This is a genomic window from Streptomyces sp. NPDC053427, from assembly GCF_044544985.1.
Lineage (GTDB): Bacteria > Actinomycetota > Actinomycetes > Streptomycetales > Streptomycetaceae > Streptomyces.
Genome location: NZ_JBITYA010000006.1, coordinates 492,207 through 511,461 on the forward strand (window position 1 = coordinate 492,207; position 19,255 = coordinate 511,461).

A 19,255-nucleotide genomic window follows, 5' to 3' on the forward strand; every position below is an offset into this window, starting at 1 on the left:
CCGCCCGCGGCCTGCGCCGGACGCGGACCCGCCGCTCAGGAACGGGCGTTGGCGTTGCGCCGGAGCAGATAGGCGGCGCCGCCCGCCAGCGCCAGCAGGGCCAGCCCGCCGGCCGCCTGGCTGGCGTTCACCCCCTCGGACCGCCCGTCGCGTACGGTCACGGTCCCGGTGTACTTCGCGCTGCCGGTCCCGCAGTCGATGGTGACCTGGTAGCGGCCGGGCGTGGCGCTGCGGGCCACCGTCGTATCGGCCGCCATCCCGCGCGTGGCCGGTTCGAGGACCACCGATCCGAAGAGCGGCGAGGCGGCCGTGGCGCCCCGGTCCGCCGCGCACCGCCGGCCGTCGCTGACGTTCACGCGCTGCCCGGCCGCCATCGGGTCCGGTTCGACCAGCGCCGCCGGTGCGGGTCCCCCCGCTCGTGGGGTTCCCCCCTGCTCCTGGGGGTCCCCCCGCTCGAGCCGAGCCGAGAGTGCGGGGGGAGCCGAGAGCTCGGGGGAGGAGCCGAGAGCGGAGGAGGGCGCGGCAAGTCCCAGGACGGCGGCGCCGGCCAGGGCGACGGCGGCGGTACGTACAGGGTTCACGGTCGCCTCCTGCGCCGGCCGCGGCTTCGGCGGCCGCGCGGGAAGACCGGCACAAGGGGAGCGAATCATCGCGCGCACGGCGTCGCGACGCGGGCGCGGCCGGTAGGTGGAGCCGGTACTCCATCGGGGCGCCCCCGCCCCTCCCCCGGCGGGCCGGTGACCGCGCATACGGCGGGGGAAACGACAGGCCCCGCCGCCCGGCTGCTGCCGGGGGCGGGGCCCGCGCTCAAGGGGACGCGGCTACTTCACCGGCGCCATCTTGTCGACGATGCCCGGGTGGTCGTCGATCCACTTCTCCACGCCCTTGTTCTCGTGCCCCTTTCCGGCGTCCTGGATGTCCTTCTCCAGGCTGCCGAGCTGGTCGGGCGTCATCTTCCAGTTCTTCAGCCAGCCGGCGAACTCGGGGAACTTCTCGGGGAAGCTCTTGTTGCCGACCGACTTGATCTGGTTGTTGGCGCCCCAGGTGCCCTTGGGGTCCGCGAGCTTGGTGAGGTGGTACTTGCTGTAGGCCCAGTGCGGGGACCACAGGACGACCGCGATGGGCTCCTTCTTGGCGTAGGCCCGCTCCAGCTCGACGAGCATGGCGCCGGTGCCGGCCTCGGTGACCTGGAAGTCCTTCAGCCCGTAGGCGGGCTGGACGACATCGTGCAGGCGCTTCATCTCGCCGGTGCCCGGCTCGATGCCGATGATCTTGCCCTTGAACTCGTCCTTGTGCTCACGCAGATCGTCCATGGTCTTGACGCCCTTGACGTAGGACGGCACCGCGATCTCCAGCGACGTCTTGTCGTACCAGGCGCCGGCATCGACGACGTCCTTCTTGTACCTGTCCCAGTACTGCTTCTGCGCGACCGGCAGCCAGCCGTCGGTCTCGACGTCGATCTGCCCCGTCGACAGGCCGGTCCACATCGGGCCGACGTCGAGGTTGCGGATGTTCGGCTTGTAGCCGCGCTTTTCGAGGACGCTCTTCCACAGGTACGTGGTGGCGATGCCCTCGTCCCACGCGGGGTAGCCGATGTTCGGCGCCTTGCCCGCGTCCTTGCCCTTGGCGTAGGCGGCGTGGGCGGACGGGGCGAGCTTGTCGACCAGGCCCGGGTTCTTCTTGAGCCAGGTGCGCACGCCCTCCTGCTCATGGCCCACGCCGGCGGTCTTGACGTCGTCCTCCAGGCTGGTGAGCTGCTTCTCGTCCAGGTGGAAGTTCTTCATCCACTTGGCGACCTGCGGCTCGTCCTTGGCGAAGCCCTTGCGGCCCAGCAGGTGCAGGCCGTCACCGGAGCCGAACGAGCCCTTGGGGTCCTTCAGCTTGGTGAGCTTGTACTTGTTGTAGGCCCAGTGCGGGGACCACAGCGTGACCGCGATCGGCTTCTTGGCGTGCAGGGCGCGGTCCAGCTCGACGAGCATCGCGGAGGTGCTGGACTCCTGCACCTTGTACTCGCCGCCCAGACCGTAGTCCTTGAGAACCTTGTCCTTGAGCAGCTTCATCTCGCCGGCGCCCGGCTCGATGCCGGTGATCTTGCCGCCGAACTCGCCGCCCTTGCCCTTGAGATCGTCGAGGGTCTTGACGCCCTTCATGTAGGACGGGACCGCGATCTCCAGGGACGTCTTGTCGTACCAGGTGCCCAGGTCCTCGAGCTTGTCCTGGTACTTCTTCCAGTACTCGGCGTGCGTGGTCGGCAGCCAGGCATTGGTCTGGACGTCGATGTCGCCGCGGGCCTGCCCGGCGAAGAGCGGACCGGCCTCCAGGGCCTGGACCTTGGGCTTGTAGCCGCGCTGCTCGAGGATCTCCTTCCACAGGTACGTGGTGGCCTTGCCCTCGTCCCAGTTGACGTAGCCGAGGCTGACCGGGCGGCCCTTGCCGTCGGAGGTCGCGCCCGCGCCGCCGCTGTCCTTGCCGAGGAAGCTCAGCCCGCCGGCGAGCAGCGCCAGCACGATCACACCGGCCATCGCGAGGGAGGTGGCGGGCTTCCACTGGAGGAACTTCCAGCCGCCGAGCGCGGCCTGCGCCTTGGCCAGCGCGCGCCGGCCGAGCGGGGAGACCCGCTGGTTGAGCGCGCCGGTCATCCGGTCCAGGTACATGGCGAGGATGACGACCGCGAGGCCGGCCTCGGAGCCTAGCGCCACATCGACGGAGCTGATGCCGTTGTAGACGGATCCGCCCAGACCGCCGCCGCCGACCATGCCGGCGATGACGACCATGGACAGCGCCAGCATGATGACCTGGTTGACACCGGCCATGATCGTGGGCAGCGCCAGCGGCAGCTGGACGCGGAAGAGGGTGCGCCGCGGATGCGTACCGAACGCCTCGGCCGCCTCGACCAGTTCCTCGTCGACCTGCCGGATGCCCAGCTCGGTCATGCGGACCGCGGGCGGCATGGAGAAGACGATGGTCGACACGATGCCGGGGACGACGCCGAGGCCGAAGAAGAGGATGCCGGGGATCAGGTAGACCATCGCGGGCATCGTCTGCATCAGGTCCAGGACCGGGCGCAGCGCGCCGCCGACGGCCCGGCTGCGGGCCGCCAGGATGCCCAGCGGGATGGCGACCGCGATCGTGATGAGGCAGGCCACCAGCACCAGCGACAGCGACGAGACGGTCTCGTTCCACTGCTCGATGGAGATGATCAGCGCGAAGCCGAGGAAGGTGAACAGGGCGGCCGGCAGGCCGCGCAGCCACCAGGCGATGACGGCGAGGATGCCGACGAGGATGAGCGGCGCGGGCGCGGCGAGGACCGTGTGGATCGCGCCGTACAGGCCGTTGAGGATGTGGGTGACGAAGTCGAAGAGCCAGCTGAGGTTGTCGCGCAGCCAGTCGACGCCGTCGCTGACCCAGCTGCCTACCGGGATCCTAGGCACCGGCGATCACCTTGCCCTCGGTCTTCTTGTCCAGGGACGTGGTGCCGCCCGCGGACGGGGCGGGAACGTCGGGGGCCGCGTCCTGCGGGGCGGCCTCGCCGAGGACGCCGAGCAGCCGCGCGGCCGGTACGGCGCCGATCAGCTTGCCCTGCGCGCAGGTGACGGCGACCGGGACGGTGCTGGACGAGCAGGGGGTGAACAGCTCGGCGACGGGGGTGTCCTCGCCGACGGTGGCGGGCGCCGCGGCCTGGAACTCCGCGGCGGTGGCGAGCTTCTTGCCGTCGGCGGTCGTCATGCCGAGCACGGTGCCGATCTCGTCCATGATCGCGCCGGCGGTCAGCACCCGGCTGCGGTCGACGTCCTGGGTGAAGGAGGCGACGTAGTCGTTGGCCGGGCGCACGAGGATGTCCTCGGCGGTGCCGGTCTGCACGATCCGCCCGTCGCGCATCACCGCGATCCTGTCACCCAGCCGCATGGCCTCGTTGAGGTCGTGGGTGATGAAGACGATGGTCTTCTTCAGCGTCTTCTGCAGCTCCAGCAGCTGGTCCTGCATATCGCGGCGGATCAGCGGGTCGAGCGCGCTGAAGGACTCGTCCATCAGCAGCAGATCGGCGTTGGTGGCCAGCGCACGGGCCAGGCCCACGCGCTGCTGCATACCGCCGGAGAGCTCGTCCGGCCAGGACTTCTCCCAGCCCTTGAGCCCGGTGAGTTCGAGCGCCTCGGTCGCCCGCCGCTCGCGCTCGGCGCGCGGGAGGCCCTGCACCTCGAGCCCGTAGGCGGCGTTCTCCAGCACGCTGCGGTGCGGGAAGAGCGCGAAGTGCTGGAAGACCATGGAGATCTTCTCGGAGCGGACCTTGCGCAGCTCCTTGTCGCTGAGTGAGGTCAGGTCCTGGCCGTCGATCCGGACGGTACCGGCGGTCGGCTCCAGCAGCCCGTTGAGCATGCGCAGCAGCGTGGACTTGCCGGACCCGGACAGACCCATGACGACGAATATCTGGCCCTCGGCCACCTCTATCGACGCATCGATCACGGCGGCAGTGGTGCCTTCGGCCCGCAGGTCGTCGCGGCCGACGCCGTCTTCGAGCTTGCGGACCGCGTCCTCGGGTCGTTTGCCGAACACCTTGTACAAGTGCTCGGCTTGCAGCCTGGCCACATTGACCTCTCTTGTCGCACGAGAAACGACCTGCCACCCCCGCCGGCAGGTCGTGGAACGGCACGGGTTCGGCCCGGGTTCACCCGGTGGAATAGTTGAATTCGCTACCGGGTCCGCTCCGGATGCGCGCCTGCCCGTCTTTATGGGGCTCAAACAAGACGGTGTTCCAGATCACATCGGTGTGACGTATGGGGCATACGGCATCATGCGGGGTGTGACTCGACGCCTGATGCTCCTCGACACCGCCTCCCTCTACTTCCGCGCCTATTTCGGGGTACCGGAATCGGTCAAATCCCCGGACGGCACCCCCGTCAATGCGGTGCGCGGGCTGCTGGACTTCATCGCCCGTCTCGTCCAGGACCACCACCCCGACGATCTGGTCGCCTGCATGGACTTCGACTGGCGCCCCCAGTGGCGGGTCGACCTGATCCCCTCGTACAAGGCACACCGGGTCGCCGAGGAAGCCCCGGCCGGATCCGCCGAGCCCGACGAGGAAGAGATCCCCGACACCCTCTCCCCGCAGGTCCCGGTCATCGAGGACGTCCTGGACGCGCTCGGCATCGCCCGGATCGGCGCCGCGGGCTACGAGGCCGACGACGTCATCGGCACCCTGACCGCGCGGGCGACGGGCCCGGTCGACATCGTCACCGGCGACCGCGACCTCTTCCAGCTCGTCGACGACGCGCGCGGCATCCGCGTCCTGTACCCGCTCAAGGGCGTCGGCACCCTGCAGCTCACCGACGGCGCCCTGCTGCACGAGAAGTACGGCGTGGACGGCTCCGGCTACGCCGATCTGGCGCTGCTGCGCGGCGACCCCAGCGACGGCCTGCCCGGCGTACCGGGGATCGGCGAGAAGACCGCCGCCAAACTGCTGGACGCCTTCGGTGATCTGGCGGGCATCGTGGCCGCCGCCGACGACCCGGCCGCGAAGCTGACCCCCACGCAGCGCAAGCGCCTGACCGAGGCAGGCCCGTATCTCGAGGTCGCGCCGAAGGTCGTCCGCGTGGCCACCGACGTGCCGGTTCCCGACGTCGATCACACCCTGCCCGCCGAACCGGCCGATCCCGAGCGCCTGGAAGCGCTCGCCGCACAATGGGGCTTGGGCGGATCTTTGCAGCGGCTGCTCGCCACCCTGCACCGCTAACCTGTTAGGTTAGGCATACCTAAGAGACCATGGGTGATGTCTTGAGCAGGTTCCCATCATCCGGCGATCACGTCAGGGGAATGTCGTGGCAGCAGACCGTCCGGCCCGCAAACAGCCCGTACTGCACCGCGGCCGCGTGGTGCGCACCGAGCAGCTGACCCCGCACATGGTGCGCGTGGTGCTGGGCGGTGACGGCCTGGCGGACTTCACGGCGGGCGAATACACCGACCACTACGTCAAGTTGGTCTTCCCGCTGCCCGAGGTCGTCTATCCCGAGCCGTTCGACATGGGCCGGATCCGCGCCGACCTCCCCCGCGACCAGTGGCCCAGGACCCGTACGTACACCGTGCGTTCCTGGGACCCCGCGGCCCGCGAGCTGGCCCTCGACTTCGTGGTGCACGGCGACGAAGGGCTGGCCGGGCCGTGGGCCGCGGGGGCGAAGCCGGGCGAGGAGATCCTCTTCCTCGGCCCCGGCGGCGCCTACGCCCCGGCCGCCGATGCCGACTGGCATCTGCTGGCGGGCGACGAGAGCGCGCTGCCGGCCATCGCCGCCTCGCTCGCCCGGATGCCCGCGGGCGCGCCCGTGCACGCCTTCATCGAGGTGGCGGGCCCCGAGGAACGCCAGGAACTCGACGCCCCGGTCGGCGCGGAGATCACCTGGCTTCATCGCGGCGCCGCCCCGGTCGGCCGTGAACTGGTCGCCGCCGTCCGGGAGTTGGAGTTCCCGCCCGGCCGGGTCCAGGCATTCGTCCACGGCGAGGCCGGCTTCGTCAAGGAACTGCGCCGCCTGCTCCGCATCGACCACGACATCCCCCGCGAGGCCCTGTCCATCTCGGGCTACTGGCGCACCGGCCACGACGAGGACGGCTGGCAGGCCTCCAAGCGCGACTGGAACCAGCGGGTGGAGGAGGAGCAGGAGGCCGCCCCGGCGGCGGCTTCCTGAACCGCTCGCCGTCCCGGCGGCCGGCCCGCACCGCGATACGGCCAACGGCTAACGGGCAACGGGCTCAGTGAACCGGCTCCGGCCCGCCGGACGCGTCGTGGGCACCCTCGTCGTACCGGCGGGCCGAGGCGTCCACATGCGCCAGCCGCCGCATCGCGCTGAGCACCGCATCGCCCAGCACGGTCGCCACCACCACGCTCTCCACCAGGGTGTCGACCTCGGCATTGCGCCCCACGAACGCCAGATCCGTGGCGGCGATCCGCTCGCACGCGTCGGCATAGTCGTCCAGCACCTCCTCGATGGCGCCGTGCCCGATGCCCTGGAAGGTGGCCAGCGCGACGGCCAGCGACTCGGCGGCGGTCACATTGTCCGGCTCGACCCGCCAGCCCCGGCGGCGCACCAGCTCCGCGACCGTGCGCCGCGCCTCCGCCAGCCCCGCCGGCTCCCCCACGGACGGCGGGGTGATGGCCTCCTGCGCCGCACCCAGCACCTTGTGCACCGACTTCTCGGTCGAGTCGACGGCGGCCAGCACCTCGCGGACGGCCGAGACGGACAGCCCGCCGACGTCCATCAGCCCGCGGATCAACCGCAGCCTGCGCGCATGGGTGTCGTCGTAGCTGGCCTGATTGGGGCTGGTCAGGCGGCCCGCGGGGAGCAGTCCCTCCCGTACGTAATATTTGATCGTCGGGACCGCCACACCCGTCTGCCGGCTCAATTCCCCGATGCGCATCCGCTGCCCCTTCCTCGCCAGTTCACCCACCCATGGTAGATAGCCAAACTATCCAGTTGACGACCGGAGGCCCCGTGGAAGCGGACCGCACCCAGCGCGCGATCGGCACCGTACTCGGCTCCGCCGTCGGCGACGCGCTCGGCGCACCCTTCGAATTCGGCGCACCCGGCGCCTACACGGCTCGCTTCCCCGAGGGCATCGGCGCACCCCACGCGGGCGGCGGCTGGGACCGCGGCGAGGCCACCGACGACACCCAGATGGCGGTGCTCACCGCCCGGTCCCTCCTGGAGCGCGACGGCCTCGACCTCCCCGACCTCTTCCGCCGCTTCCAGCGCTGGGCCGCGGCCGGCCCCAAGGACATCGGGCTCCAGACCGAGGACGTACTCGGCAGCGGACTGCCCTGGGACCGCGCGGCCGCCGCCCACTTCGAGATCAACGGGCGCGCCGCGGGCAACGGAGCGCTGATGCGCGCCGCCCCGTCCGCGGTGTACTTCGCCGGGCGGGGCCGCGCCGCCACCATGGAGGCCGGCCGCCGGCTCTCCGCGCTCACCCACGGCGACCCCGCGGCCTGGGAGGGCACCGCCGTCTTCCACGAGCTGATCCGCACCGCCCTCGACGGCGGCGATCCGCTCGCCGCCGTACCGGACGCCCTCGCCGCCGTCCCCGCCGCCCACCGCGACCGCTGGGCCGTCGTCCTGGCCCCCGACTGGCACCCGGACCTGGCCACCGAGTTCAACGGCGCGGTCTGGCCCTGTCTGGGATCCGCGCTGTGGGCGCTGCGTACCACCGGTACGTACGCCGCCGCGGTGTGCGCCGCGATCGACCTCGGCGGCGACACCGACACCGTCGCGGCCGTCACCGGCGCCCTGGCGGGGGCGGTCCACGGCGCGGCCGCGATCCCCGAGGCGTGGACGCAGCCACTGCACGTACCGCTGCCCGGATCCGGCGACACCGTGCTGCGCGCACCCGAACTGACCGCCCTCGCCCGGGAGTTGACGACCGCCAACCGAACCGGGAGCTGAACCGGAATTGGCCCCGGAACCGAACGGGAAACCGATCCAGGAACCCGATCCAGGAACCTGATCCAGGAACCCGACCGGCAGCGGCCCCGGCGGTAAGGAAGGACCACCGCCCCCATCGGCGCCCCACCACTCCCCCGGCGGGCCGACGGCACTCGTGGCGGCGCCTTCGGCCAACTGCCCCGCCGAAAGATCTGGTTGACGGCGCATACGTCTCTTTGTTCCACTGAGGCCATGCGTCCTTTGCAGCGGCTGGTCACCCGCGACCACATCGACTTCGGTCGGGTGTGGTCGGCCTCCTGTTGCCGCTGACTTCTCCGTAGCGCACGCTTCCCCCTTTTGCCGTACGGCTCTCCCGTACGCCCGCATGCCGCTTCGCAAGCGACCTCTCATGCCCTCTCGCATGCCGCCTTCGCATGCCCCGCATGATCTACGAGAAGACGAGGCCACCCCATGCCTGTCGAGTTCCTCGGCATCGCCGCAACCCACGACGGATCCGAAGTCACCGCCCGCTCCGGCGCATCCTTCGACAAGGACTACACGCTCGAACTCGCCCGCGCCCATGAGGAGTACGGCTGGGACCGGGTGCTGTTCGCCTACGCCTCCGGCTCGCCCGACCCCTCCCCGGCCGCCGCCTATGTCGCCGCCCGCACCGAGACCCTGCAACTGCTGGTCGCCCACCGCCCCAACGTCTCCTACCCCACCTTCGCCGCGAAGACCTTCGCCACGCTGGACCGGATCAGCGACGGGCGGCTGGCCGTGCACTTCATCACCGGCGGCAACGACCACGAGCAGGGCCGCGAGGGCGACACGCTCACCAAGGACGAGCGCTACGACCGCACCCGGGAGTACATCCGCATCGTCAAGAAGATCTGGACCAGCCACCAGCCCTTCGACCACGAGGGCACCCACTACCGCTTCCACGACTTCGTCTCCGACACCTTCCCCCTCCAACAGCCGTATCCCCAGGTGTCGTTCGGCGGCTCGTCGGCCGCGGCCTATGCGGCGGGCGGCGCCGAGGCGGACATCTACTGCCTGTGGGGCGAGCCGCTGGCGCAGACCGCCGAACAGATCGCCTCGGTCAAGGCGGCGGCACGGGCGGCGGGCCGCAGCGACGTCCCCCGGATCCAGGTCGCCTTCCGGCCGATCCTCGCGCCGACCGAGGAGCTGGCCTGGGAGAAGGCGCACCGCACCCTGGAGCGGATCAAGGCCCGCGCGGCGGGCGCGCCGCTCAACCGCCGTCAGGGGCGCACGAACCCGCAGAACGCCGGCTCCCAGCGGCTGCTCGCGGCGGCCGCCGCGGGCGAGCGTCACGACCGGGCGCTGTGGACCGCGACCGCCGCGGAAACGGGCGGCGCGGGCAACTCCACGGCCCTGGTCGGCACGCCGGAAACCGTCGCACAGGCCCTGCTGGACTACTACGACCTGGGCGTGGACATCATCTCCGCGCGCGGTTACGACCTGCTGGACGACGCGATCGACTTCGGCCGCCATGTCATCCCGCTCGTCCGCGAGGAAGTCGCCAAACGCGACGCACAACGACAGCCCCCCACGGCGCCCCAGACCCCCGCGGCGCTCCGGATCCCCGCAGAGCGATAGCCCTACCGCAGCACCACGGATCCCCGCAGAGCGATAGCCCTGCACCAGCACCACGGATTCCCCCAGCACCACGGATCCCCGCGGAGCGACAGCCCTACCGCAGCACCACGGATCCCCGCGGAGCGACAGCCCTGCACCAGCACCACGGATCCCCGCGGAGCCGCAGGTCTCATGTTCCTGGGCGCAGGCGACGTCTCGCCGACCCCACTGTGCGCCACGGGCCCTCCCCCGCACGATCCGCCACGGGAATACCCCCCGGGATCCCCCGCGTTGTGGCCCACAAGGGGCGCTCGCTCCCCCTAAGGGATCTGTTCCCCCACCCCTTAAGGCATACGAACGAACGCGCTCGCCCCCGGACCAAAGGGTCCGGGGGCGAGCACCGTCATCGGCTCAGCTACCCCACCGACGAATACGCCACGACGCCCCGCAGCACCCCGTCCACCGCCTTACGGGCCGTCCGGGCCACCGAGCTGCCGGCCGGGGCCGCCGCCGCGATCTGGCCGAGGACGTCGATCAGCTGCTTGCACCAGCGGACGAAGTCGCCGGCCGGCATCTCCGCCTCGCGGAGCACCTCGTCGAGGCCGAAGCCGGAGGCCCAGCGATAGGCGGCCCAGGCGAAGCCGAGGTCCGGCTCGCGCTGGCCGACGCCCTCCGCCTGGTTGATCTTGTGGTCCTCCTCGAGGGCGTCCAGCCGCCCCCAGATCCGGACCATCTCCGCCAGCGCGTCCCTGGCCTTGCCGGACGGCAGCTTGGGGGCCACCGCGTCGTCCGCCTGCCGCGCCTCGTACACCAGCGCCGAGGCGCAGGCCGCCAGCTCCGCGGGGCCCAGCCCCTCCCAGACGCCGTCCCGCAGGCATTCGCTGGCCAGCAGATCCAGCTCGCCGTAGAGCCGGGCCAGCCGCCGGCCCTCTTCCGTGACGGTGTCGCCCTCCAGGTAGTCCAGCTCGGTCAGTAGCGCGCAGATCCGGTCGAAGGTGCGGGCGATGGTGTTCGTCCGGCCTTCGATACGGCGCTCCAGCTGGCGGGTGTCGCGCAGCAGCCGGTGGTAGCGCTCGGCCCAGCGGGCGTGGTCCTCGCGCTCGGCGCAGCCGTGGCAGGGATGCGCGCGGATCTCCGTACGCAGCCGGGCGATCTCGCGGTCGTCGGCCGCCTCGGAACGCTGCTTGCGGTGCCGCGAGGGCACGAGATGACCGGCCTTCGTACGCAGCGCGGACGCCAGATCGCGGCGCGACTGCGGGCTGCGGGCGTTGAAGGACTTGGGGATCCGCATCCGGTCCAACGCCGCGACCGGCACCGGGAAGTCGATCGATGCCAGCCGCTTGACCTGCCGCTCGGCGGTCAGCACCAGCGGCCGCGGGCCGTCCTGGCTCTCGAAGCCGCGGTGCCGGTCCGTACGGCCCGAGGGCATGCCGGGGTCCAGCACCAGCGCAAGGCCGGCGTACTTGCCCGTCGGCACATGGATGACATCGCCCGGCTTCAGCTTCTCCAGCGCCGACGCGGCGGCCACCCGCCGCTGCGCCGCGCCCTGCTTGGCGAGCTCCGTCTCACGGTCCTTCAGCTCCCGCCGCAGCCGCGAGTACTCCTCGAAGTCGCCCAGATGACAGGTCATCGAGCCGCTGTAGCCCGCCAGCCCCTCCTCGTTCTTCTGCACCTGCCGGGAGATCCCGACGACCGACTTGTCGGCCTGGAACTGCGCGAAGGACATCTCCAGCAGCTCCCGCGAACGGTGCCGCCCGAACTGCGAGACGAGGTTGACCGCCATGTTGTACGACGGCTTGAACGACGACCGCAGCGGGTACGTCCGCGTTCCGGCCAGCCCCGCCAGCGCACCGGGGTCCATGCCGCGCTGCCACAGCACCACGGCATGGCCCTCGACGTCGATGCCCCGGCGCCCGGCCCGACCGGTGAGCTGGGTGTACTCGCCGGGGGTGATGTCGGCGTGCTGTTCGCCGTTCCACTTGACGAGCTTCTCCAACACCACCGACCGGGCGGGCATGTTGATGCCCAGGGCCAGCGTCTCGGTCGCGAAGACGGCCTTGACCAGCCCCTGGACGAACAGCTCCTCGACGACCTCCTTGAACGTCGGCAGCATGCCGGCGTGGTGCGCCGCGATGCCCCGCTCCAGGCCCTCCAGCCACTCGAAGTAGCCCAGCACATGCAGGTCGTCGTCCGGAATGCCGGCCGTACGCGCCTCCACTGTGCGCCGGACCCGCTCGCGGCCCTCCTGGTCGTTGAGCCGCAGGCCCGAGGCCAGGCACTGCTGGACGGCCGCCTCGCAGCCGGCGCGGCTGAAGATGAAGGTGATCGCGGGCAGCAGGCCTTCGTTGTCGAGGCGGTCGATCACCTCGGGCCGGCTGGGCGTCCAGATGCGGGCCCGCTGGCGCCGCTCGCGCTCGCGGTCCGCCTCGCGCATGGTGCGGGCGCGCCGCTTGTCCCGGCCGAACGTGGGGCGGCTGTTCTCCATCCGCGCCATCCGCTCCAGGTCGGGGTTGACCTCGCGGCGGCCGCCGCCCTGGCCGCCGTCCCGCTCCTCGAACAGGTCGTACATCCGCCGGCCCGCCAGGACGTGCTGCCACAGCGGCACCGGCCGGTGCTCGGCGACGATCACTTCGGTGTCACCACGGACGGTGTCCAGCCAGTCGCCGAACTCCTCGGCGTTGGAGACCGTGGCCGACAGCGACACCAGCGTCACCGACTCGGGGAGATGGATGATCACCTCTTCCCAGACGGCGCCGCGGAAGCGGTCGGAAAGGTAGTGCACCTCGTCCATGACCACATGGCCGAGGCCTATCAGGGACTGTGAGCCGGAATAGAGCATGTTCCGCAGCACTTCGGTGGTCATCACGATCACCGGCGCCTCGGAGTTGACGCTGTTGTCGCCGGTCAGCAGGCCGACCTTGTCGGCCCCGTAACGCTTGACCAGGTCCTGGTACTTCTGGTTGGACAGCGCCTTGATGGGGGTGGTGTAGAAGCATTTGCGGCCCTGCTCCAGGGCCAGGTGGACGGCGAATTCGCCGACGATCGTCTTGCCGGATCCGGTGGGTGCCGCGACCAGCACTCCCTTGCCGGACTCCAGGGCACGGCACGCCTCGAGCTGGAACTCGTCCAGTTCGAAGTCGTACATCTCTCGGAAAGGGGCGAGTGCGGTGGCCTGCTCGGCCGCCCGGAGCTTGGCGGCGGCATAGCGCTCAGCAGGGGACATGTCCTCGGTCATCGTGCTTACGAGCCTACCGGCCACCTCTGACAACGACCGGATCTTTATGCGGGCCCTTTACCCTCCGAAACCCGATTCGATCACGCCAAAACGGTCTGCTCATACTCATCAAGATCATTCCGCGCGTACCGCTGGATCTCGTACGTCACGCCCCTGACCAGGCGCGACATCCGCGGGCGGAAGAGGAGGGGGCAGCGGACACCCCCGTGATGAAGGGGAACGATGAACAAGTTCAAGGCAGCAACGGTGACCGCGGCGCTCGCCGTGACCGCGATGGGCATCCCGATGGCCACCGCCGGCCCGGCCGCCGCCGCGAGCTCCGAGTTCGGCAAGTGCGTCAGCGCGACGTGGCACATGAACAAGAACGCGGTGAACATCCACAACGGCTGCAAGTCGTCGATCAAGGTGCGGATAGCCGAGCGCTGGTGGCCGGACAGCAGCTGCCACACGGTCAAGCCGAACAAGAGCCTCTACTACCGGGGCACCGGCGCGCTGCAGGGCCTGAAGAAGTGCTGACGCGCTGATCGACGAGAAAGAGGCGGGGAGCCCCGGGCTCCCCGCCTCTTTCGTTTCGTCCGCGGCCGGCGTTCCGTCCGCGTCCGGCGTCCTCAGGTGACGTCGTCGTAGCCGCCGCGGCCGCGTCCGGCGTCGTCGGTGCCCGTACCGTCACCGAGCGCGGGCGGAGCGGCCACCGGCTCCAGCTCGCCGATGTCGTCGGGCGTCAGATCCAGCTCGGAGGCCTCGTCGTCGTCGGGGCCCGCCTCTTCCCGGCGCCTGCGCCGCAGATCGTTGAAGAGCGAGATGCCGACGGCCGCGAAGTAGAGGATGGCGATGGGCACGGCCAGCCCGAGCATGGTGAGCGGGTCCGTGCTCGGCGTCGCGATGGCCGAGAAGACCGTGATGCCCATGACCATCGCGCGCCACCAGCCGAGCATCCGCTTGCCGGTGATCACTCCGGCGAAGTTGAGCATGACCAGCAGCAGCGGCAGCTCGAAGGACAGCCCGAAGACGATCACCATGCGGGTGATCAGGTCGAGCAGCATGTCCAGCTGGAGGAGGTTGCCGACGCCTTCGGGCGTGAAGCTGGTCAGCACCTTCGCCGTGGTCGGCAGCATCCAGTACGCGGCATAGGCGCCGCAGAGGAACAGCGGGAAGCCGGCCGCGACAAAGCTCAGCGTGTACTTCTTCTCATGCCGGTGCAGACCGGGCGCCAGAAAGGCCCACAGCTGATACAGCCACACCGGCGAGGACAGCACGACGCCCGCCATCAGGGAGACCTTCAGGGCCAGGGTGAACGGCCCGAGAAGGTCCATCATCACGATGTTGGCGCAGGGTTGCCCCCTGTGCAGGTTCCTCAGGTCGGTCTTGCCCAGCTTCGCGAGGTCGGTGAAAAGCGAATCGCAGCCCACGGACCGCAGCACCGGCTTGGTGAAGAAATCGATGATCGCTTCGTAGAAGAACGCGGCCACGACCGTCGCGATGACAATGGCCAGAATTCCCTTGGCCAGCCTGTTGCGCAGCTCACGCAGATGCTCCACGAGCGGCATGCGCCCCTCGGGGTCCTTCTCCTTGGCTCGCTTTTCAGGGGCAGACTTGCGCAACCCTCGTCCTCATCTCATGCCACAGGCGGCGGCCCGGCCGCCGCCGCAGTCAAGCCCTCGGTCAGCGCTGCGCGGTGTGCTCGGGATCGGCGACCGGCCGCGCGCTGGTCACATCCCCCGGAGCAGCCTTGATGGTCTTGTACTCGGCCTGCGGCTCGTCCTTCGGCGGGTCGGCCGGCGCTTCCTGCTTCTGGGAGGCCTCGGACTTCATCGCCTTCGCCTCGCTCTTGAGGATGCGGGCGGACTTGCCCAGCGAGCGGGCCATGTCGGGAAGCTTCTTCGCGCCGAACAGAAGAAGGAGGACGACGACGATGAGGACAAGCTCAGGGACGCCGATCTTTCCACCGAACATAAGTTTTTACCTTCTCACCGAGGCGGCTGGGGATGGAACTAGCTCGACTTGGCAGGACATCCGTCCGCCCGCCGTACTTGCAGCGATCGTAACGCTCACGGGTGAATACGGGGCAACCCCTGTGCGCACTCCCGGTTGCGGGGCCGCGCCTCGACCATCGGCCCTGGGCAACAGCGTACCGCCCATGGGGAACAGGGGATCGGACCCGACCGCCGGACCGTTACTTCTTCGTCAGATCCAGGGACGCGGCAAGCGGGGTGGCCGCCCGCTCGAGATCCTCGGCGGCCCGCTGGATCCGCGCCGACGCCGCGCCGACCTGCCGGGCCAGCCGCCGTACCTCGACGAAGACGCGGACGGCGAGAACGCCGAGCACGGCGATCCCGAGGAAGCCGAGGGCGACAGCGATCATGGGCCAGAGCATGGGGCGAGCCTATCGGTCAGCCGGTGTGCAGCCGCAGGGTGCGGACCCCGCCGCCGGTGAGCAGCTCCACGATCCGCTCGCCGGCCGGGCGGCGTACCGCGCGGCCGCAGTCGGGGCAGGTGAAGGAGTAGAAGGTGGTACGGCGGCTGGCGCCGATGGCCAGCCGGAAGGCGTCCGAGGCCAGTTCGAAGCGGCCCCGGCAGTCCGGGCAGGCCGCCTTGAAGAGCACCGGAGCGGTCGAGGTCCCCACAGTGGTGGTCGTCATCCTTCGCTGCCTCCTCCTTACGGATCTCGCTGGACCTTACGGTGAGCGGCGCGCCGCGCTCACTCGCCGTATGCCGCGAGGGCCGCGGCCGCCGCGCGCCGCGCGCTGTCGGCGAGCGCCTGCGGCGCCACGATCCGCCCGTCCCGGCCCAGCCGCAGCGCGAGGCGCCGCAGCGACGCAGGGTCGGGGGTCCGCAGGGTGATGCGCAGCCCGCCGTCGGGGAGCTCTTCGGCGCTGTCGTGCGGGTAGTACTCGGCGACCCAGCGGCCGCCGGGCCCGACCTCGATGCAGACCTCGGGGTCCTCGGCGGCGGGCTGGACCAGGCCCTCCGACAGATCGCGCAGCTCGATGGGCGGCGGGTCGGCGGGCGCGTCCAGCAGCTTGATCTCGGCGACCCGGTCGAGCCGGAAGGTCCGGCGCGCCTCGGAGAGCCGGCACCAGGCCTCCACATAGGTGTGGCCGACGGCGAAGAGCCGGATCGGGTCGACCTCGCGCTCGGTCAGCTCGTCGCGGGCCGGGGAGTAGTAGCGCAGCCACAGCCGGCGGCGTTCGGCGATGGCGCGGTCCACGTCGGCGAAGACCCCGCCCTCGGACTCGAAGGTCACCGACAGCCGGGAGCTGGCGCCCGCCGCCTCGCCCGCCGCCGCCTCCAGCTTGGCGGTGGCGCGCAGCAGCGCCTGCCGGTCGCCCTCGCGCAGCCCGGGCAGGGTGGCCACCGCACGGGCCGCGACCAGCAGGGCGGTGGCCTCATCGGCGGCCAGCCGCAGCGGCTCGGCCACGTCGTCGGGGTTGTGCCACCAGATACGGTCGCCGTCGGTGTCGATGTCCAGGAGGTCGCCGCCGCGGAAACTCGTACCGCACATCGGCAGCACGTCCAGGTCGGCGATCAGCTCGTCCTCGGTGATGCCGAAGGCGCGTGCCACATCCCCGACGCGGGCGCCGGGGCGCTCGCGCAGATAGGTCACCAGGGACAGCATCCGGCGGGTCTGGTCGATCGCGTTCGTCGCCATGGGTTACGTATCCCTCTCAGCCCTTGGCCACGGCGCGCAGCCGGTCGATGACATCGGCCCGCAGTTCGGCCGGCTCCAGCACCACCACATCGGGCCCGAACTCCACCAGCCAGGCGTCGAGCCCGTGCCCGTTGGGGATCTCCAGCTCGTCCCAGCCGTCGCCCAGGTCCCGGACGGAGAGCGCGCGGGAGCGCAGCGGGTAGCCGTGGTCGGCGCGGAGCTTGATCCGGGCGGTGCCGGTGGCGGTCTCCCCGGCCCAGCTCTCGACGGTCTCCCGTACGGTGACGTGATCGGGCACCGGCGCGGTGAACGCCCCTTGCCGGGAACGGACCTTGCCGGTGATCCGGGAGAGCCGGAAGACCCGCTCGGCCTTGCGGTCCCGGTCCCAGCCGGCGACGTACCAGTGGCCGCGCCAGCATTCCAGGATCCACGGTTCGACCTGCCGCTGCTCGGGGCGGGCGGCGTTGGCCTTGCGGTAGTCGAAGACCACCGGGCGGCGGTCGCGGCAGGCCAGCATCAGCGGTTCGAAGGCGGCTTCATGGGCCGGGATGCGGGGTTCGAGGGCGCTGTGCGGCTGCCGGTCGTCGTACTCCTCGCCCTCCGCGGCCAGCGGCATACCGGCCGCCCGCAGCTTCTGCAGCGCGCCGCTGGCGGCGCCGGCGAGCCGGGCCTGCTGCCAGATCTTGGCGGCGAGCCCGAGGGCCGCGGCCTCCTCGGCGTCCAGGGTGATCGGGGGGAGGCGGTTGCTGTCGCGGCGGGCGAGATAGCCGACCTCGCCGTCGATGGCGTCCACGGTCGCGATGACCAGCCCGAGTTCGCGCAGATCGTCCTTGTCCCGCTCGAACATGCGGTTGAAGGAATCGTCGCTGTTCGCCTCGATATAGGCCTCGATGGACGACCTGAGCTCACGCTTGGTCAGCGGGCGTCGCGTCCCCAGCAGGCACAGCGCCAGATTCATCAGCCGCTCGGCCTTGGCAATGGCCATCGACGCCCTTTCTCGTGGAACTCCCGATCGCTGACCGTACCCCTCGGGGTGCTCCGGGCAAAGCCGAGGGCCCCTGCCATGGCGGCAGGGGCCCTACGGGTGCGTCGGACGCGGTCTCAGACGGAGACCAGGTCGCAGACGAAGATCAGCGTCTCGCCCGGGGCGATCCGGCCGCCGCCGGCGCCACGGTCGCCGTACGCCAGGTGCGCGGGGATGGTCAGCTTGCGACGGCCGCCGACCTTCATGCCCTGCACGCCCTTGTCCCAGCCGGCGATGACCTGGCCGGCGCCCAGCTGGAACTCCAGCGGGTTGCCGCGGTTCCAGCTCGCGTCGAACTCCTCGCCGGTGCTGAAGGCGACGCCGACGTAGTGGACCTTGACGAAGTCTCCGGCCTTGGCGACCGCCCCGTCGCCCTCCCACACGTCGACGATCTCCAGGTCGGTCGGAGCCGGGCCGTCGGGGAAGTCGATCTCGGGCTTGTCGATGCTCACGAATGTGCTCCTACTTACGAATCTTTACGATTACGGCGTCAGTCTCGCAGATCGGCGTCAGCTGACGCTGAGGACATCCACGGAGAACACCAGATCGGAGCCGATGGCCTTCTGCTGCTGAGGCGGCAGCTTGCCCTTGGGCACCACGATCAGCACCCGGCTGCCGGCCTTCTTGCCCTTGAGGCCTTCCTTCCAGCCCGGGTACTGCGTGACCGGCACGTCCTGCGCCCCGGGCTGCCCCGGCGCCCAGGTGTCCGCGAGCACCTTGCCGTCCTTCCAGGCGACCGCCTCGAAGTTGGCGCGCACGATGCTCTTGTCACCGATCTTCGCGCCCTTGCCCTCGACGACCGTCGCGCTGGTGATGTCCTTCGGCGCGTCCTTGCCCTTGGGCAGGGTGATCTTCGGCGCCTTCTCGTCGATGGCGGTCCCGACCTTGGGGAGATCGGCGTTGTCCTGCGCGACCGGCTTGCCCTCGATCTTGCTCGGCATGATCTTCTTGAGATCGACGACGAAGACCAGCGTGGAGTTGGCCGGAATGCCTTCCTTCGCCTCCGGGCCGTACCCCTTGTCCGGCGGGATGACCAGCTCGACGCGACTGCCGAGCTTCTGGCCCACCAGGCCCTCGTCCCAGCCCTTGATGACCTTGCCGCTGCCGATCTCGAAGGTGGCCGGCACGCCACGGTCCCAGCTGTTGTCGAAGGCCTTGCCTTGCCAGGTCTGGCCGAGGTAGTTGGCGTTGAGGGCGTCGCCCTTCTTCACCGCGGGCCCGTCGCCCTTCTTGAGGACCTTGACCACAAGCTTCTTCGGCGGGTCGCCCTCACCCTTGTCGACCTTGGGCTTGGCATCCGCCTTTCCGCTCACCGTCGGCGCTGAGCCGGCCTTGGATGAGTCGTCATC

At 70.5% G+C, this 19,255-nt stretch carries 18 protein-coding genes; 5 read left to right on the plus strand and 13 right to left on the minus strand.

The features are described from left to right. Positions 1 to 35: 35 nt before the first annotated feature. The 3 genes from ACIGWZ_RS19740 to ACIGWZ_RS19750 all read right to left on the minus strand — a co-directional run bounded on the left by ACIGWZ_RS19740 (position 36) and on the right by ACIGWZ_RS19750 (position 4,584). A complete protein-coding gene (locus tag ACIGWZ_RS19740; RefSeq protein ID WP_400066283.1) occupies positions 36 to 581 on the minus strand; it encodes a hypothetical protein in 546 nt (181 codons plus the stop codon). A 240-nt stretch (positions 582 to 821) separates the two neighbouring features. After that, positions 822 to 3,431 (minus strand): ABC transporter permease/substrate binding protein, encoded by a 2,610-nt coding sequence (locus tag ACIGWZ_RS19745; RefSeq protein ID WP_400066285.1) that lies wholly within the window; start codon positions 3,429 to 3,431, stop codon positions 822 to 824. Further along, complete coding sequence (locus ACIGWZ_RS19750) at positions 3,424 to 4,584, minus strand: glycine betaine/L-proline ABC transporter ATP-binding protein (protein ID WP_400066286.1); 1,161 nt, start codon at positions 4,582 to 4,584, stop codon at positions 3,424 to 3,426. Before ACIGWZ_RS19750 ends, ACIGWZ_RS19745 begins: the two co-directional genes overlap by 8 nt. Positions 4,585 to 4,813: 229 nt before the next feature. Here ACIGWZ_RS19750 and ACIGWZ_RS19755 point away from each other — a divergent pair, with 229 nt between their 5' ends. Both ACIGWZ_RS19755 and ACIGWZ_RS19760 read left to right on the plus strand, forming a co-directional pair. Next, positions 4,814 to 5,728 (plus strand): 5'-3' exonuclease H3TH domain-containing protein, encoded by a 915-nt coding sequence (locus tag ACIGWZ_RS19755; RefSeq protein ID WP_400066471.1) that lies wholly within the window; start codon positions 4,814 to 4,816, stop codon positions 5,726 to 5,728. Between the two features lie 85 nt (positions 5,729 to 5,813). Continuing rightward, positions 5,814 to 6,671 carry a siderophore-interacting protein gene (locus ACIGWZ_RS19760; RefSeq protein ID WP_400066288.1) on the plus strand — a complete coding sequence of 286 codons (858 nt, stop codon included), beginning with the start codon at positions 5,814 to 5,816 and terminating at the stop codon, positions 6,669 to 6,671. 64 nt (positions 6,672 to 6,735) lie between these two features. Here ACIGWZ_RS19760 and ACIGWZ_RS19765 read toward each other — a convergent pair whose 3' ends face one another. After that, a complete protein-coding gene (locus ACIGWZ_RS19765) occupies positions 6,736 to 7,401 on the minus strand; it encodes a MerR family transcriptional regulator (protein ID WP_400066290.1) in 666 nt (221 codons plus the stop codon). 32 nt (positions 7,402 to 7,433) lie between these two features. Here ACIGWZ_RS19765 and ACIGWZ_RS19770 point away from each other — a divergent pair, with 32 nt between their 5' ends. Beyond that, on the plus strand, positions 7,434 to 8,423 hold the full coding sequence (locus tag ACIGWZ_RS19770; RefSeq protein ID WP_400066292.1) for an ADP-ribosylglycohydrolase family protein: 990 nt from the start codon (positions 7,434 to 7,436) through the stop codon (positions 8,421 to 8,423). 450 nt (positions 8,424 to 8,873) lie between these two features. Further along, a complete protein-coding gene (locus ACIGWZ_RS19775) occupies positions 8,874 to 10,019 on the plus strand; it encodes an LLM class flavin-dependent oxidoreductase (RefSeq protein ID WP_400066294.1) in 1,146 nt (381 codons plus the stop codon). Positions 10,020 to 10,413: 394 nt separating this feature from the next. Here ACIGWZ_RS19775 and ACIGWZ_RS19780 read toward each other — a convergent pair whose 3' ends face one another. After that, positions 10,414 to 13,233, minus strand: coding sequence for a DEAD/DEAH box helicase (locus ACIGWZ_RS19780; RefSeq protein ID WP_400066296.1), 2,820 nt, complete (start codon positions 13,231 to 13,233; stop codon positions 10,414 to 10,416). Positions 13,234 to 13,455: 222 nt separating this feature from the next. Here ACIGWZ_RS19780 and ACIGWZ_RS19785 point away from each other — a divergent pair, with 222 nt between their 5' ends. Beyond that, positions 13,456 to 13,749, plus strand: a complete 294-nt coding sequence (locus ACIGWZ_RS19785; RefSeq protein WP_400066298.1) for a hypothetical protein — start codon at positions 13,456 to 13,458, stop codon at positions 13,747 to 13,749. A gap of 92 nt (positions 13,750 to 13,841) precedes the next feature. On the opposite strand, the gene tatC is transcribed toward ACIGWZ_RS19785, so the two are convergent. The 8 genes from tatC to ACIGWZ_RS19825 form a co-directional block, all read right to left on the minus strand. Then, positions 13,842 to 14,834 carry a twin-arginine translocase subunit TatC gene (gene tatC / locus ACIGWZ_RS19790; RefSeq protein ID WP_400066300.1) on the minus strand — a complete coding sequence of 331 codons (993 nt, stop codon included), beginning with the start codon at positions 14,832 to 14,834 and terminating at the stop codon, positions 13,842 to 13,844. Between the two features lie 61 nt (positions 14,835 to 14,895). Further along, a complete protein-coding gene (gene tatA, locus ACIGWZ_RS19795; RefSeq protein WP_400066301.1) occupies positions 14,896 to 15,186 on the minus strand; it encodes a Sec-independent protein translocase subunit TatA in 291 nt (96 codons plus the stop codon). A gap of 220 nt (positions 15,187 to 15,406) precedes the next feature. Then, the gene (locus tag ACIGWZ_RS19800) at positions 15,407 to 15,607 is read right to left on the minus strand and encodes a hypothetical protein (RefSeq protein WP_046928899.1); all 201 of its coding nucleotides are present in this window, start codon (positions 15,605 to 15,607) and stop codon (positions 15,407 to 15,409) included. 16 nt (positions 15,608 to 15,623) lie between these two features. Further along, positions 15,624 to 15,872, minus strand: coding sequence for a hypothetical protein (locus ACIGWZ_RS19805; protein WP_400066303.1), 249 nt, complete (start codon positions 15,870 to 15,872; stop codon positions 15,624 to 15,626). A 59-nt stretch (positions 15,873 to 15,931) separates the two neighbouring features. After that, a complete protein-coding gene (locus ACIGWZ_RS19810) occupies positions 15,932 to 16,882 on the minus strand; it encodes a helix-turn-helix transcriptional regulator (RefSeq protein ID WP_400066305.1) in 951 nt (316 codons plus the stop codon). A 16-nt stretch (positions 16,883 to 16,898) separates the two neighbouring features. Then, the gene (locus ACIGWZ_RS19815; protein WP_400066307.1) at positions 16,899 to 17,867 is read right to left on the minus strand and encodes a helix-turn-helix transcriptional regulator; all 969 of its coding nucleotides are present in this window, start codon (positions 17,865 to 17,867) and stop codon (positions 16,899 to 16,901) included. Between the two features lie 116 nt (positions 17,868 to 17,983). Continuing rightward, positions 17,984 to 18,358 carry an FKBP-type peptidyl-prolyl cis-trans isomerase gene (locus tag ACIGWZ_RS19820; protein WP_400066309.1) on the minus strand — a complete coding sequence of 125 codons (375 nt, stop codon included), beginning with the start codon at positions 18,356 to 18,358 and terminating at the stop codon, positions 17,984 to 17,986. 57 nt (positions 18,359 to 18,415) lie between these two features. Beyond that, positions 18,416 to 19,219 (minus strand): FKBP-type peptidyl-prolyl cis-trans isomerase, encoded by an 804-nt coding sequence (locus ACIGWZ_RS19825; RefSeq protein WP_400066311.1) that lies wholly within the window; start codon positions 19,217 to 19,219, stop codon positions 18,416 to 18,418. Positions 19,220 to 19,255 lie beyond the last annotated feature (36 nt).

Coding starts and splice junctions, on each gene's coding strand:
- ACIGWZ_RS19815 (WP_400066307.1), bottom strand. CDS start 17,867: ATGGCCATTGCCAAGGCCGAGCGGCTGATGAATCTGGCGCTGTGCCTG.
- ACIGWZ_RS19785 (WP_400066298.1), top strand. CDS start 13,456: ATGAACAAGTTCAAGGCAGCAACGGTGACCGCGGCGCTCGCCGTGACC.
- ACIGWZ_RS19775 (WP_400066294.1), top strand. CDS start 8,874: ATGCCTGTCGAGTTCCTCGGCATCGCCGCAACCCACGACGGATCCGAA.
- ACIGWZ_RS19755 (WP_400066471.1), top strand. CDS start 4,814: ATGCTCCTCGACACCGCCTCCCTCTACTTCCGCGCCTATTTCGGGGTA.
- ACIGWZ_RS19780 (WP_400066296.1), bottom strand. CDS start 13,233: ATGACCGAGGACATGTCCCCTGCTGAGCGCTATGCCGCCGCCAAGCTC.
- ACIGWZ_RS19765 (WP_400066290.1), bottom strand. CDS start 7,401: ATGCGCATCGGGGAATTGAGCCGGCAGACGGGTGTGGCGGTCCCGACG.
- ACIGWZ_RS19805 (WP_400066303.1), bottom strand. CDS start 15,872: ATGACGACCACCACTGTGGGGACCTCGACCGCTCCGGTGCTCTTCAAG.
- ACIGWZ_RS19800 (WP_046928899.1), bottom strand. CDS start 15,607: ATGCTCTGGCCCATGATCGCTGTCGCCCTCGGCTTCCTCGGGATCGCC.
- ACIGWZ_RS19770 (WP_400066292.1), top strand. CDS start 7,434: ATGGTAGATAGCCAAACTATCCAGTTGACGACCGGAGGCCCCGTGGAA.
- ACIGWZ_RS19810 (WP_400066305.1), bottom strand. CDS start 16,882: ATGGCGACGAACGCGATCGACCAGACCCGCCGGATGCTGTCCCTGGTG.
- tatA (WP_400066301.1), bottom strand. CDS start 15,186: ATGTTCGGTGGAAAGATCGGCGTCCCTGAGCTTGTCCTCATCGTCGTC.